Origin of the sequence: Gilliamella sp. Fer4-1 (genome assembly GCF_001690515.1) — a bacterium.
Taxonomy (GTDB): Bacteria; Pseudomonadota; Gammaproteobacteria; order Enterobacterales; family Orbaceae; genus Gilliamella; species Gilliamella apicola_C.
The window spans coordinates 1-15268 of record NZ_LZGZ01000335.1 but is presented as its reverse complement, the minus strand read 5'-3'; the positions used below and the strand labels follow the sequence as shown (position 1 = coordinate 15268).

13 protein-coding genes, 1 pseudogene and 1 other annotated feature are annotated in these 15268 nt (G+C 37.6%); of the genes and pseudogenes, 4 read left to right on the top strand and 10 right to left on the bottom strand.

Annotated elements, in window-relative coordinates; genetic code table 11:
• Positions 1–381 (top strand): RHS repeat domain-containing protein (locus tag A9G30_RS11430; protein WP_141672101.1); only part of this gene is annotated, 381 nt, incomplete at its 5' end.
• 4 nt (positions 382–385) lie between these two features.
• On the opposite strand, the pseudogene A9G30_RS11425 reads toward A9G30_RS11430, so the two are convergent.
• Together A9G30_RS11425 and A9G30_RS11415 are read right to left on the bottom strand one after the other, a co-directional pair.
• A pseudogene (locus A9G30_RS11425) lies at positions 386–1467 on the bottom strand (IS3 family transposase).
• Positions 1468–1609: 142 nt separating this feature from the next.
• Positions 1610–3292 (bottom strand): amidohydrolase, encoded by a 1683-nt coding sequence (locus A9G30_RS11415; RefSeq protein WP_065589034.1) that lies wholly within the window; start codon positions 3290–3292, stop codon positions 1610–1612.
• Between the two features lie 148 nt (positions 3293–3440).
• On the opposite strand from A9G30_RS11415, the gene matP reads away from it, so the two are divergent.
• The 3 genes from matP (at position 3441) to cysB (ending at position 7681) form a co-directional block, all read left to right on the top strand.
• A complete protein-coding gene (gene matP, locus A9G30_RS11410) occupies positions 3441–3905 on the top strand; it encodes a macrodomain Ter protein MatP (protein WP_065582582.1) in 465 nt (154 codons plus the stop codon).
• A 29-nt stretch (positions 3906–3934) separates the two neighbouring features.
• Positions 3935–6544, top strand: a complete 2610-nt coding sequence (gene topA / locus A9G30_RS11405; RefSeq protein WP_065589033.1) for a type I DNA topoisomerase — start codon at positions 3935–3937, stop codon at positions 6542–6544.
• 165 nt (positions 6545–6709) lie between these two features.
• Positions 6710–7681, top strand: coding sequence for an HTH-type transcriptional regulator CysB (gene cysB / locus A9G30_RS11400; RefSeq protein WP_065582580.1), 972 nt, complete (start codon positions 6710–6712; stop codon positions 7679–7681).
• Between the two features lie 72 nt (positions 7682–7753).
• Here the strand turns inward: cysB and hisIE are convergent, their stop codons facing one another.
• From hisIE to hisG, 8 genes are read right to left on the bottom strand one after another with little or no spacing between them, the layout of a single operon-like run.
• A complete protein-coding gene (gene hisIE / locus A9G30_RS11395) occupies positions 7754–8380 on the bottom strand; it encodes a bifunctional phosphoribosyl-AMP cyclohydrolase/phosphoribosyl-ATP diphosphatase HisIE (protein WP_065589032.1) in 627 nt (208 codons plus the stop codon).
• Entirely contained in the window at positions 8374–9150 is a 777-nt protein-coding gene (gene hisF / locus A9G30_RS11390) for an imidazole glycerol phosphate synthase subunit HisF (RefSeq protein WP_065580803.1), read from the bottom strand. The genes hisIE and hisF overlap by 7 nt, the downstream gene beginning before the upstream one ends.
• A complete protein-coding gene (hisA, locus tag A9G30_RS11385; protein ID WP_065589031.1) occupies positions 9132–9884 on the bottom strand; it encodes a 1-(5-phosphoribosyl)-5-[(5-phosphoribosylamino)methylideneamino]imidazole-4-carboxamide isomerase in 753 nt (250 codons plus the stop codon). Before hisA ends, hisF begins: the two co-directional genes overlap by 19 nt.
• Positions 9885–9886: 2 nt before the next feature.
• A complete protein-coding gene (gene hisH, locus A9G30_RS11380) occupies positions 9887–10474 on the bottom strand; it encodes an imidazole glycerol phosphate synthase subunit HisH (RefSeq protein WP_065582577.1) in 588 nt (195 codons plus the stop codon).
• Entirely contained in the window at positions 10475–11542 is a 1068-nt protein-coding gene (hisB, locus tag A9G30_RS11375; RefSeq protein WP_065582576.1) for a bifunctional histidinol-phosphatase/imidazoleglycerol-phosphate dehydratase HisB, read from the bottom strand.
• Between the two features lie 8 nt (positions 11543–11550).
• Positions 11551–12609: a histidinol-phosphate transaminase gene (gene hisC / locus A9G30_RS11370; RefSeq protein WP_176700454.1), complete on the bottom strand. Its 1059-nt coding sequence runs from the start codon at positions 12607–12609 to the stop codon at positions 11551–11553.
• A gap of 10 nt (positions 12610–12619) precedes the next feature.
• Positions 12620–13918, bottom strand: a complete 1299-nt coding sequence (gene hisD / locus A9G30_RS11365; RefSeq protein WP_065582574.1) for a histidinol dehydrogenase — start codon at positions 13916–13918, stop codon at positions 12620–12622.
• A gap of 4 nt (positions 13919–13922) precedes the next feature.
• Positions 13923–14822 carry an ATP phosphoribosyltransferase gene (gene hisG / locus A9G30_RS11360; protein ID WP_065566266.1) on the bottom strand — a complete coding sequence of 300 codons (900 nt, stop codon included), beginning with the start codon at positions 14820–14822 and terminating at the stop codon, positions 13923–13925.
• Between the two features lie 38 nt (positions 14823–14860).
• Positions 14861–14985, bottom strand: a sequence feature (His leader region).
• Positions 14986–15268: the final 283 nt, after the last annotated feature.

Genomic DNA, 15268 nt, shown 5'->3' with positions numbered 1-15268 from the left:
AGCACGGTATATCAATATAATGCTCAAGGTAAGCCCATTTTTATTCAATATCCTGACCAGAGTCACCAACGTTTAGTTTGGTCAGAGCAAGGGGAATTATTAGAGGATAACTCTTCAATTCAAGGTTTACGCCAATTTGGCTATGATGCTATTGGTCGCTTAGAATGGGAAAAACAACAAAACGGCAGTACCACACACTATCGTTATGATGCGTTAAATCGAATTACCCAAATTATCTTACCCAATAACACCACCCGTGAGTATCGGTATAATACTTATGGTAAAGTGATTTGGTTTAAAGATGAAATGGGCAAAATCACCCAATATGATTGCGCCGCGCCGTTATGTAAATACCCCAAACTTAGTACACAACTCACGTAGAAAATCATGCTGCTTGTTTTAGTGTTTTATACTCAATCGGTGTCATGTTATTTAATGCCTCATGCGGTCTTTCGGTGTTATAAACCTTTAACCATTCTTCAGTTATTCTCCTTGCTTGAGCTAAGTTGTTAAAAAGATATAAATCGAGTACTTCAGTACGATAGGTACGATTAAATCGTTCAATATAGCCATTTTGATAAGGGCTACCGGGCTGGATATAATCAATGGTTATACCATGTAATTTAGCCCAGTTGGTAAAGGTTTTTCCTGTAAATTCTGGGCCATTATCGACCCGTATTTTTAATGGATACCCATGATATTCGTCCAGTTTATCTAAGTAACGGGTAATCCTTCCTGCGGGTAAGCTTACTGCAATATCAATGCCTAACGCCTCACGATTAAAGTCATCGATGACATTGAATGTCCTAAAGCGACGTTGATTACGACTACTGTCACTCATAAAATCCATTGACCAACATTCACCTTGTTTATTGGGAGCCAATAACTTTTCTGGCTCCCGAGGTGGCATTCGTTGTTTTCGTTTTGTTTTAAGATTCAGTTTTAACTCACAATACACCCGATAAACACGTTTATGATTCCATTTATAGCCGAGCTTTCTGATACGATTAAAACACTTAGGAAAGCCCCAACGTAAATGCCGGTCTGTGATAGCATTCAACACTGAAACAATCACCGTGTCATCCTGCAACTTAGGTTGATAATAGTAAGCACAACGGCTTAAGCCAACAATGGCACAACTCATAGCAATAGTAACCGAATGATTTTGTTGTAGTTGCTGTGCCCACGTTTTACGTGCCTTTGTGGGCACTAAAGCTTTTTTATGATTTGTTCCTGATGCTGTGATTTTAAACTTAGCTCAGCAAACATCTGTTTAAGCTTACGGTTTTCGGCCTCAAGCTCCTTTAAGCGTTTAATATCCGACGTTTCCATACCGTCCTATTTTTCCCGTCATTTATAAAAAGTTGAATTACCCATGCCATATGTACGGCACAACTCTTTAACGGGTACACCTACCTCTGCTTCTTTTAAAATAGCTACGATTTGATGTTCAGTCATTTTTTTCATAATTAAATCCCCTTTTCTTTTATCATAGAGAATTTTCTACTTTTTTGCTGTACTATTTTAGGGGATAGTTACAAATTGATTAGTAGGTGGAGGATGTCCACCTACAATGTTGTTTTATATGTTGAATATCTTTGTTATCACATTAGTTTTTTTGATAAACCGTTTTACCACCGACAATAGTTGTTAGAACTTGTACATTTTGCATGTCAGCTGCTGGAATGGTAAATGGGTTGCGATCCAAAATAATCAAATCAGCAAATTTACCTTTTTCAATTGAGCCAATATATTCATCTTGCTTTAATACATAGGCGGCATTAATAGTGGCACTACGCAATACTTCAATAGCGGTTAAATTACGATCATTATCTAATCGAGGATGCTCCGTATCGATTTGTCTGGTCATGGCAATTTGGAAATCATACCATTCATTTAATGGATCAATTGGCCAATCACTTCCAAAAGCGCAAGTGACACCAGCATCAATATATTGGCCATGTGCCTCTAAGCCGTTATAACGTTCAAGACCAAATAATGTTCGATACTGCTCAATCATTGCCGTACTACAACCTGCCCATTGGAATGAAAATACAACACAAGCGTTTAATTGTTTGTATCTAGCAAACTGATGTGATGCGCTTAGTTCATTATGTGCTGTACTTGGGCGAATATCAGCATCAGGCAATGCTTTACGCATTTTTTCAATAGCATCAAGCACGACTTTAATTGCACCTTCACCTACTGTATGCATATGTGGGTGAAATCCCGCTTTTGCTGATTCAAGTATTAAAGCATCTAACATCTCAATTGAGTAATACAGGTCACCATAACGATCTTTTTCATCAGTTAACTGGTATGGCTGAAGCAAGCGTGCTGTCATTAATGGTGCTTGCATTACGCCATCTACAAATAGTTTGGTATGCGATATCTTTATACCGGGCTTAGGTTGCCAGTTTTTATCATCGTAACGAGAAGCAAACTGTTTTACTTTTTCAATGACATTTGGAATATCCGCTATAGACGAAACATCATCTGGTGGCAGTTCACGGGCACCAAATAGACGAATCGAAAGCGTATCTTGTTGTTGTAGTCTTAAAAATGCATCAGCTTGGGTTTCGGTAATGCGCGCATCCATCACTGAAGTAACCCCTTGTTTATTGAGCTCAGCTTGTGACAGTTTTGCGATGTTAACTGCTTGTTCGTCAGTCAGTTTAGAAATGCTGTCAAATGCGCGCATGGCTGGTGCATCTTCTAATATACCATTTAATTCGCCGTCGTCGGTACGACCAATCTTTCCATCTGTTGGTTCTGGCGTGTTTCTATCTAAACCAAATTTTTCTAATGCAATGCTATTGGCAACGAGGGTATGGCAATCGTTTGAGAACAAAATTACGGGTCTTTTCGTATTGAGTTTATCAAGATCAAAGCGTGTGATATCTGTGCCAATTGGTAATACCTCTTGTCGTAACCAACCACGAACTTGTAACCAATTATCGTTGTGATTTAGCGAGTCTTGATCTAAAGATTGTTGGATAATGGCTAAGGTATCATCAATGGTTAAACTTTGATAATTTAAATTGCACGATGACAATTGCATCCCGCCCCAAAAAGTGTGTAAATGGGAGTCAATAATGCCGGGCATCATCGTTTTGCCTTGCAAATCATAAATCGTTGTATGATTATCAACATAGTGGCTGTTATTTATTTCTTGGGTTGTGCCAGTTGCAATAATATAGCCATTTTCGATTGCAATAGCTTCGCAGATACTATCGTGTTTGTCTGCGGTATAAATATAGCCATTAATATAAATAACATCAGCTTTAGCCATTATGAGTGTTCCTTAAATAAAGATCAAAATGAAAGGTGAACGATAGCAGATTTATAAAAAATTTGTCAAACGTAATAATTTTCTTTATTGTGTGTCGAGATTATGCTACAAATAAACTATATTAGTTACAGCGTCACAAGATGAGTCAATGAAGTATCAGCAATTAGAGAACCTTGAATGCGGTTGGAAGTGGCACTATTTAGTAAAAAGGCACCTAGAAGGTGAGTTAATAACACGTTATATTGAAAAAAGTGCTGCGCAGCATGCGGTCAATGAGTTATTGTTATTAGAACATAATCCAACGGGTGTTATTGATTGGATAAAAGCGCATTTAAATCCCGATTTAGATAATCGCCTAAAGCAAACCATTCGGGCAAAGCGAAAACGGCATTTTAATGCAGAACAACAAAATACCCGAAAAAAGTCCATAGATTTGGAGTTTTTAGTTTGGCAACGATTGGCTAATTTAGCCAAACGCCGAGGATGCACGTTGTCACAAACCATTACACAACTCCTTGAAGATGCTGAGCAAAAAGATCAATATGCAACTAAAGTATCAACAATTAAAGATGATTTACTATCGCTTCTTGATGTAAAGCTTGATAGTAAATAATATAAACAACAGAATAAAAAGGTTTAATTATGGGAAAATCCCTTGTTATTGTGGAATCACCAGCCAAAGCAAAAACGATTAATAAATATCTTGGCAAAGATTTCGTGGTTAAATCCAGTGTCGGTCATATTCGTGATCTGCCTGTAAGTGGTAGCAGCCAACGAGCTGAAAAATCAACAAAAGACAAAAAAGATAAAACCGAGAAAAAAGTGAAACGCTCCGAAAAACAGATCTTAGTTGATCGAATGAGCGTTGATCCCTATAGCTGTTGGAAAGCTCATTACCAAATTTTACCAGGTAAAGAACGGGTGGTATCAGAATTAAAAAAATTAGCTAAAGATGCTGATATGATCTATCTGGCAACCGATTTGGATAGAGAAGGGGAAGCTATTGCTTGGCATCTTAAAGAGGTTATTGGGGGTGACGATAGTAAATATCGTCGTGTTGTTTTTAACGAAATCACTAAAACAGCGATCAAAAATGCCTTTAATCAGCCTGCAATGCTTGATATGGATCGGGTGAATGCACAACAAGCCCGCCGATTTATGGATCGAGTTGTCGGTTTTATGTTATCACCATTACTTTGGAAAAAAGTGGCAAGAGGTTTATCTGCTGGTCGTGTGCAGTCGGTTGCAGTGCGACTTGTTGTTGAACGTGAACGTGAAATTCATGCTTTTATTCCTGAAGAGTACTGGGATCTTTATGCTGATTTAAATACTGCTAAAAAAGAGCAATTAACATTACAAGTCACGCATTACAAAGATGAAGCGTTTGAGCCAAAAGATAAAGTGGCTATTGATATCGCTTTAGCACAGTTGGATAAAAACCAATATCAAGTTACCCATATTGAAGAAAAACCAACTAAAAGTAATCCAACTGCGCCGTTTATTACTTCAACATTACAACAAGCTGCAAGTACGCGTTTAGGATTTGGTGTTAAAAAGACCATGATGCTAGCGCAACGCTTATATGAGGCTGGTTATATCACTTATATGCGTACTGATTCAACCAATTTGAGTCAAGATGCATTAACCATGGTTCGGGATTACATTGGTAAAAATTTCGGTAATAAATATTTACCTAATTCACCTAATTTATACAGTAGCAAGAAAAACTCGCAAGAAGCACATGAGGCTATTCGTCCATCAGATGTGACTATTCTTGCTGATAATATTAGTGATGTAGAAGTAGATGCTTGTAAATTATACCAACTAATTTGGCGTCAATTTGTGGCTTGTCAAATGACATCGGCGGAATATAATTCAACAACAATTACCGTTAAATCTGGCGATTTTACGTTAAAAGCCAAAGGTCGTACATTGCGTTTTGATGGTTGGACGAAAGTGCAGCCACAACTGGCTAAAAACAATGAAGACAAGATATTACCGCAATTATCGGTAAATGATCAACTTGGCTTAATTAGCTTAACCCCAAATCAACACTTTACTAAACCACCTGCTCGTTATAATGAAGCATCATTAGTCAAAGAACTGGAAAAACGTGAAATTGGTCGTCCATCTACTTATGCAACGATTATTTCAACAATTCAAGATCGAGGATATGTACGTTTAGATCATCGCCGTTTTTATGCTGAAAAAATTGGTGAAATTGTTACCGATAGGCTTAGTGAAAACTTCAATGATCTAATGAGCTATGACTTTACAGCACGCATGGAACATGCATTGGATGAAATTGCTCACAAAAAGCAAGAATGGCGCGAAGTGCTTGACCAATTTTTTAGCGATTTTAGTAAGCATCTTGAAGTGGCTGAACAAGCACCTGATAAAGGTGGAATGCAACTTAATCCATTAGTGTTAACGCCTGAAATTAAATGCCCTAATTGTGCGCGTGAAATGGGAATTAAAACGGCGGGTACAGGGGTATTTTTAGCATGCTCTGGTTATGCATTACCACCAAAGGAGCGTTGTAAGCAAACGATTAATTTAATTCCTGAGCATGAAACACTTAATCTTTTAGAAGAATCAGAAACAGCGGAAACCGATGCATTAAGAGCATGTAAACGTTGTCCTAAATGCCATACGGCAATGGATAGTTATTTGCTTGATAGTGAGCGAAAATTACATATTTGTGGTAATAATCCAATTTGTGATGGTTTTATTGTTGAAAAAGGTAGCTTTAAAGTTAAAAGTTACGAAGGTCCTATTATTGAATGTGAAAAATGTGGTTCTGAGATGCATCTAAAATCAGGGCGTTTCGGTTTATATATGGGCTGTATTAATTCAGATTGTAAAAATACCCGTAAAATTCTAAAAAATGGTGAGGTTGCGCCACCAAAAGAAGATCCGGTTGATCTACCTGAACTTAAATGTACAAAATCTGATGCGCATTTCGTATTACGTGATGGTGCCTCTGGAATCTTTTTAGCAGCACACAATTTTCCAAAATCAAGAGAAACCCGAGCACCTTTGATTGAAGAATTGCAACGTTTTAAAGATCGTTTGCCAGAAAAATTTATCTATTTAACGCAAGCGCCAAACAAAGATCCTGATGGTAATCCATCGATTGTTCGTTTTAGTCGTAAAAATAAACAACAATATGTTACTTCTGAAGTGAATGGCAAATCGACAGGGTGGGTGATGCAATACGTGGATGGTAAATGGATAAATACCAAAAAATAGATAATAGCATCTGAATTTTTGTTAATAGATTTCAGTAAATTATACGTTTTAGTATGAAAATAGTTATTTTTGTTTGTACTAGAGTGTGAAAGGATTTACCTTACAAAATCACCCTTGCGATCTCATCAACAGGGTGAAACGCATACAGTTGAAGGAGCCTTTGTCATGAAATTGCAGCAACTACGTTATATTGTTGAAGTCGTCAATAATGATCTTAACGTATCGTTAACATCCGAAAAACTGTATACCTCTCAACCAGGTATTAGCAAACAAATAAAACTATTAGAAGATGAACTTGGTGTTCAGATATTTACTCGAACAGGTAAACACCTTTCACATGTGACGCCTGTTGGTGAAAAAATTGTTGCGCTTTCCCGAGAAATTGTAAATAAGTCCAACGATATTAAAATTATCGCTAAAGAATTTAGTCAGCCAAATCAAGGTTCGTTAACTATTATCACAACGTATACTCAGGCTCGTTATGCTTTGCCTGTTGTGATTCAACAGTTTATGCAACAATACCCGAGCATTACTTTGCATATGGAACAAGGCTCATCAGCACAATGTATTGCACAAGCGCAAGCAGGGCAGGCAGAATTTGCTATTGTAACTGAGATTTCGTCGTTAAGTGATGATATGATTGCTTTACCTTGTTATCATTGGAACCAAGCCATTATTGTGATGAAAGATCACCCGTTAGCGAAACGTAGTCTAATTTCAATTGAAGAACTCTCAAAATATCCGTTAGTCAGTTATGATTTTTCAAATGATGGTTCAGATTTAAATCAAGCTTTTACACGAGCACATCAGACTCCGAATATCGTTTTTAGCACAACAGATGCTGATTTAATTAAAACCTATGTGAAATTAGGAGTAGGCGTTGGCATTGTGGCAAAAATGGCTGTAAATAATACGTCAGATGATGATTTGGTCGTACTGAATGCTGGGCATATTTTTCCTTACAGTACCACCTATATTACTTTTGCTCGCTCATTATTTTTACGTGGCTATATGTATGATTTTATTCATCAGTTTTCTTCTCATCTGAATCGACAAACAGTTGATAAACTTATGCTAAGTGAAAACAATAGTGATGTATTAGCAATGTTTAATGGAATAAAATTGCCAGTTTGTTAAGTAAGCCTATTCTTTTTTGCTAATTGAAAAGTAACATAAAGCGCGATAGGGATCGCACTTTATTGGTTTTTACTATTTATGCCTTGCTTTTAAAATACCAATGACATCTTGTAAAGATAGATTTTGATCTTGAAGTAAAACTAATAAGTGATAAATGAGATCTGCTGATTCATTTTTTAGCTCTTCACGGTCATGAACAGTTGCTGCAAGAACCGTTTCGACGCCTTCTTCTCCCACTTTTTGCGCAATACGTTTAGTGCCATCGTGATAGAGTTTTGCTGTGTATGACGATTTCGGATCGGCATTCTTGCGCGCAGCAAGTAATTGTTCTAACTCAAATAAAAATCCCCACTCCGTTTTAGCACCCACAAAACAACTGTTAGCACCTGTGTGACAAGTTGGTCCTATTGGATGGGCTAAAATAAGCAGGGTGTCATTATCGCAATCGGCAGTGATATTGATTACCTTTAGATAGTTACCAGAAGTTTCACCTTTTGTCCAAATACGTTGTTTAGTTCTTGAGTAAAAGGTCACTTTACCACTACTTTGTGTTTGCGTTAATGCTTCTTGATTCATATAACCCAGCATCAAAACATCGCCAGAAATATAATGCTGAATAATAACTGGCATCAAATTATCTACTTTTTGCCAATCTAATTGTTGTGAATTTAATTTTGTATTGCAATTTTGAGTTAACATAATCGAATATCTACTCCATATTGTGCCAAATAGTGTTTTAGTTCAGCAATGTTAATAATTTGTTTATGAAAAACAGATGCTGCCAATGCGCCATCCACTTCAGCTTCGTTAAATGCCTGTAAAAAATGTTGCATAGTGCCTGCGCCACCCGAAGCAATTATAGGAACACGGCATACTTCACGAACTGCTTTAAGTTGAGCAATATCGTACCCATTGCGAACACCGTCTTGATTCATCATGTTAAGCACAATTTCACCAGCACCACGTTTTTGCACCTCTTGTACCCAGTCAAGCGTGTTCCATTTAGTTGCAACTGTACGTTTTTCATCGCCCGTGAATTGGTAAACATGATAATTGTGTGATTCTTGGTCATACCATGTATCAATACCCACTACAATACACTGCACACCATAACAATCGGCAAGTTCAGTAATTAAATGGGGGTTAGCTAATGCGGGCGAATTAATTGAGATTTTATCGGCACCAAAGGTTAATATTTGCCCCGCATCTTCAACTGTTTTTATCCCACCAGCAACACAAAAGGGGATATCAATTACTTCGGCGACTTTTGCCACCCAGCTTTTATCAACTACACGGCCGTCTGACGAGGCGGTAATATCATAAAAAACCAGTTCATCAGCCCCTTCTTGTGCATAACGTTTAGCTAAAGGTACAATATCACCAATAATTTCATGATTGCGAAACTGCACGCCTTTAACTACTTGACCATCACGGACATCTAAACAAGGAATTATCCTTTTTGCCAGCATGAAATTGCCTCCTGAACAGTAAATTTTTCTTCAAGTAATGCCCGACCTACAATCACACCAGCAATACCATTGTCTTTAAGTGCTTTGACATCACTTAACTGACCAATGCCACCTGAAGCCTGAAAGGCAATTTGTGGGTATTTTTGGCTGATTTGCTGATACAATTTAACGTTTGCCCCGCTAAGTGTGCCATCCTTAGAGATATCAGTGCACAGCACATGCTTTAAACCAAACGGTAGGTAATCATCAATCACCTGTTCTAAGGTTTGGTTGGAATCTTCTTGCCAACCATGAATAGCAACATGTTTTTCTCCATTAGTATTAATACGTACATCAAGTGCTAATACCAACCTTTCTGCGCCATATTTTGTAAACCACTGTTTGACTAATTCGGGTTGTTTAATGGCGGTTGAGCCAATAACCACTCGCGCAGCACCCGCTGATAGTAATGCTTGTACATCTTTTTCTGTGCGAATCCCTCCACCAACTTGGATTGGCACTTGTACTGCATTAATCAATGTTTGTATTAACGCAATCTGACGTGCTTTTGGATCTTTTGCACCAGTTAAGTCCACAAGATGTAATAATTTAGCACCTTGTTTTTCATAATCTTGCAATCGTAAAAGGGGATCATTTCCGTAATCACGTTTTTGTTCATAATCACCTTGATGTAAGCGCACAACTGATCCATCAATTAAATCAAGTGCAGGTATTATTGTTGGCAAAGTAATCATGATTACATCTCCAAAAAGTTTTTGAGTAATGTGGCACCGGCCCAGCCAGAACGCTCGGGATGAAACTGCACGCCGTAAAAGTTGTCTTTTTGTACGGCAGCGGTAAAGCTTTCGCCGTAACTGGTTTCTGCTATTGTTGCTGAGCATAATGGCATCGCGTATCCATGTACAAAGTAAAAATAAGCATCATCAGGAATATCTCGAAATAGATGATGTCCGGCTTTTGGTTTGACTTGATTCCAACCCATATGTGGTAAAGGTAGTCCACAATCAGGAATTTTTACCACATTTTCAGGAATAATCCCTAGTGTATGCACATGGCCTTCGTTACTATAATTTGCTAAAAGTTGCATACCAAGGCAGATCCCTAACACAGGTTGGGTACAAACTTTTATCAACTCAATTAAATTTCGTTCTTTTAAATTTTGCATAGCGGCTTTTGCTGAACCCACTCCCGGTAAAAACAGTTTATCAGAGCTAAGTACCACATCAGGCTCAAGACTAATTATTGGCTCATAACCTAATCGTTGCACAGCATATTTAACCGATGAAAGATTAGCACAGCCAGTGTCGAGAATGACTATATTCATTTATAATACCCCTTTTGAGCTTGGTAAATGGTCACCGTCAATTTTTATGGCTTGTTTTAAAGTTCGCGCAAAGGCTTTAAACAAACTTTCTACTTTGTGATGATCGTTATCGCCTTCTGTTTCAATATGTAACGTGATACCCATTGCATAGCTCAGAGAGTAAAAGAAATGCTCTACCATTTGTGTGCTCATATCGCCGACTTTTTGGTGAGTAAATTCTGCTTTAAATTTAAGGTACGGCCTACCCGAAATATCTATTGCGCACTTAGCTAGGCACTCATCCATAGGAATAACAGAAGCATATCGAGTAATACCTCGCTTATTATTCAGTGCTTTTTTTAGTGCCTCACCTAAAGCAAGTCCTGTATCTTCAATTGTATGGTGATCATCAATATGTAAATCGCCATCGACTTGGATATTGAGTTTAATTCCACCATGGGTAGCAATTTGATCAAGCATATGATCAAAAAAGCCAATTCCTGTATTAATTTGGCTACCACCTTGGCGATCGAGCCAGACCTCGACTAATATCTTGGTTTCTTTGGTATTACGCTCAACTTTAGCATAACGATTAACCTCTGTTAACTGTTGAGCAATTTCATTCCAATTGAGATTTTCAGGATGATAGCGTAATCCTTTTATTTGCATATTTTCAGCAAGTTGAATATCGGTGAGTCTATCACCAATAACATAACTGTTTTGTGTATCTAACTTACCACTGATAAGATAAGGTAAAACTAATTGAATTTTAGGCTTACGGCACTCGCAATTATCCTCAGGAAAATGAGGGCAAATTAGGACATCTTCAAAATTAACACCTTGTGATTTAAAAATTTGCATCATAAGGTTATGTGGGCCATCAAAATCTGCTTGTGGATAGCTACTTGTACCTAGTCCATCTTGATTGGTGACCATGACTAATTTATACCCTGCTGATTGTAGTTTTAACAGAGCAGGGATTACGTTGGGTTCAAAAGCTAATTTGTCAAAACGATCAACCTGAAAATCAATAGGTGGCTCGGTAATTAGTGTGCCATCTCGATCAATAAATAAGTATTTTTGTAACATGATTACTCCTATTTTATCGTTTTGAGTGCTGAAATTACCGCCTCGCATTCAGCTTGAGTGCCAATGGTAATGCGAATCATATTTTGTTGTCCAATTACTTTGCTTTGATCTCGTAAAATAATTCCTTTATTCCATAAGGTGTTAAATACTTCTTTATTATCTTGAAATTTAACACATAAGTAGTTGGATCGACTTGGGTAAACTTTTTCAACAATCGGTAGTTGAGATAATTGGTTGGTAAACTTCTCTTTCTGCTTATTTAAATTGATCACATGCAATTTCATGGTATTAATACCATCTTTACTCAGCGCTTGTGTTGCAATATCGGCCACGGGCGTTGCAAGTGGATAAGGCGCAATGACTTTTTGTAGTGCATCAATCACTGCTTTATTGGCAATAGTAAAACCGCAACGTAATCCTGCTAACGCAAACGCTTTAGATAAGGTACGCAAAATCACTAAGTGTGGATAATTAGCAAGCCAACTAACGACTGATGATTCGGGTGAAAATTCAATATAAGCTTCATCAATGATAACTAATGCACGATCTTTAGCTATATCAAGTAACATCTTAATATCATCAGGATTGATTAAATTACCTGTAGGATTATTAGGTGAGCAGACATAGATCAGTTTTACTTTATCAAGATTTTGTTTTATTCCATTAAGATCGAGCTGCCAATCTGCTGTTGTTGGAACGGCTTTGGTTTCTATTCCAAGTGTTTCAGCACTAACTTGATACATACCATAAGTTGGCGGACAATATAAAATACTATCTTGGGTAGGCTCACAAAAAGCACGCATTAATAACTCAATGGCTTCATCTGCTCCTCGACTCACAATGACTTGTTCTGGCGTAACACCAACATATTGAGCGTAACGGTTGATAACCTTTTCTGGTTGTGGTTCAGGATAACGGTTTAGGCTTTGTTCCTTTAACTCAAAATGCGGTGCAACGGGAAATTCATTGGCATTTAACCACACATCGCCATTACCACCAATTCGACGAGCAGATTGGTATGGCGTCAGTTTTTGTACATTTTTTCTAACAAGTTTATTGATATCCATATTAATTACCTTATTTATTTTCTGCTTGTAATGCCGCTAAGCGGAGTGTTACGGCTTGTTTATGTGCAGTAAGTTGTTCAGCTTCGGCCATAAGCTCAACAGCGTTACCTATCATTTTTAAACCCTCTGGCGTTAATTTTTGCACGGTCATACGCTTTTGAAAATCAGCAAGTCCAAGACTAGAATATGTTGCGGTATAGCCATAAGTAGGTAGTACATGATTGGTTCCTGATGCGTAATCTCCTGCTGATTCTGGTGACCAATTCCCTAAAAATACTGAGCCAGCACTAGTGATTTTTTCAACTAACTCATCCGCATTAGATGTTTGAATAATCAAATGTTCTGGTCCGTAGCAATTACTGATATTGACACATTCATCTAAATTGCTAGTCACAATTAAACGACTTTCTTGTAAGGCTTTTTCGGCAATGTTTTTGCGCGATAGATTGGCTAGTTGTTTATCAACTTCGATCGATACTGTTTGAGCTATTTTCTCATCTGGCGTTAACAAAACGACTTGCGAATCAGCACCATGTTCAGCTTGTGATAACAGATCGGCGGCAATAAAAGCAGGATTTGCCGAACTATCAGCAATGACCAGCACCTCAGAAGGGCCAGCAGGCATATCAATGGCAGCACCATCTAAACTCTGGCTTACTTGACGTTTCGCTTCGGTGACATACGCATTACCAGGTCCAAAGATTTTAGCCACTTTAGGTACCGATTCTGTACCAAATGCCATAGCAGCGATAGCTTGAGCTCCTCCGAGTTGATAAATTTCAGTCACTCCACAAAGTTCAGCTGCATATAATATTTCATCAGCAATCGGAGGAGGAGAACATAAAATTACTTTATGGCAACCCGCAATTTTAGCAGGGGTCGCAAGCATTAATACGGTTGATAATAAAGGTGCTGAACCACCTGGAATATAAAGTCCAACAGAATCAATTGGGCGAGTTACTTGTTGGCATTTTATTCCTGGCATTGTTTCAACCGTAATGGTTTGTTGGATTTGTGCTTGGTGAAACTTCTTAATATTAGCAACGGCAAGTTGCATAGCTTGTTTTAATTCAGGGTTAACTCGACTGGTTGCCAATTTGACTTCATCTTGAGTTAGTTTAATTTGCTTAATTTGAACTTTATCATACTTGCTACTAAGCGCTTTTAATGCTTGATCCCCATTTTGTTTAACTTGTGCCAAAATGTCAGCCACTGCTTTGCTAATTGATTCAGAAGAGCTAATTGCCGGTCGAGTTAATAATATTGCTTGTTGTTCATTAGTACATTGTTGCCAATAAGAGAGTTTCATATTTTTACTCCATCATTTTTTCAATTGGTAATACAAGAATTGAGCTTGCTCCTAACGCTTTTAGTTTTTCCATGGTTTCCCAAAAGAGCGATTCAGTGCTGACCATATGTAATGCAACTCGATTTTGTTCACCAGTTAACGGTAAAATGGTTGGATTTTCAGCACCAGGGAGTAAAGCAACAACATCATCTAAAACCGCAGTTGGAGCGTGTAACATAATATACTTTGATTCTCGAGCTTGGATCACTCCTTGAATTCGAGTCATAATTTTATCTATTAATGCTTGTTTGATTGTAGACATTTCACCTTGTCGTTGAATTAGACAGGCCTTTGATTGATAAATGACTTCTATCTCTTTAAGTCCGTTTGCTTCAAGTGTTGCTCCACTGGAAACTAAATCACAAATCACATCAGCAAGCCCAGCTCGTGGCGCAACTTCGACCGAACCATTAAGCAAACAGGTTTTAAAAGTCACATTATATTGAGCAAGATAGCGACGTAGTAGGTGAGGGTAAGTTGTGGCAATTCGCAAATCATTTAAACATTCAGGCCCCGTATAATCAAAATCACGAGGCGCTGCAATCGACAAACGGCAGCCACCAAAGTCTAAATTGCGTAATTTTTTGAATTGTGGATTTTCGCCTTCGGCTTGCCTATCTAATACTTCTTCTTCTAATACATTCTCGCCAACAATACCAATATCGACAACGCCATCAATCACCAGACCGGGAATGTCATCATCTCGAACTCGTAAGATATCGATAGGCATATTTTCGGCAAAAGCGATCAAACGCTGTTCTTGCAGATTAATCTTAATGCCACATTGTGCCAGTAACTTTTTTGACTCATCGCTTAAACGGCCTGATTTTTGCATCGCAATGCGTAAACGCGAATTATCTAACATAATATTCTCCCATCTATCCAAAAAATTTATAAATTACAAACAAAAAACCCCCGGAAGTTTGATCTTCCGAGGGTTTTCTATTTGCTTTTGCGATATCACCGGAAGACCAACGTCTTCCAGCACCAATCGCCCGAAGACTATTCAGGAATGATGGTGATGATGATGTTTAGTGATAAAATTAGTAACAAAAACGCAAAAACAAATCATAAAATAATAACCTTTAACTGAGTTAATAATTAAAGCTACTGAACAAAATATAACATAAATTGCTTACTCGCAACTGTTTTTTGTTTTTTATTAACAAAATTCGTATTTATTCTTAGCTAATGGGCATGAATTGTTTACTTAAGTTTAAGATAATCAGTTATTTTCACGCTTAAATGGTATAGAATCCTGAATATTTTTTACAACTGTATAACATTAAATAATTTGTTGTAGTTGATGAT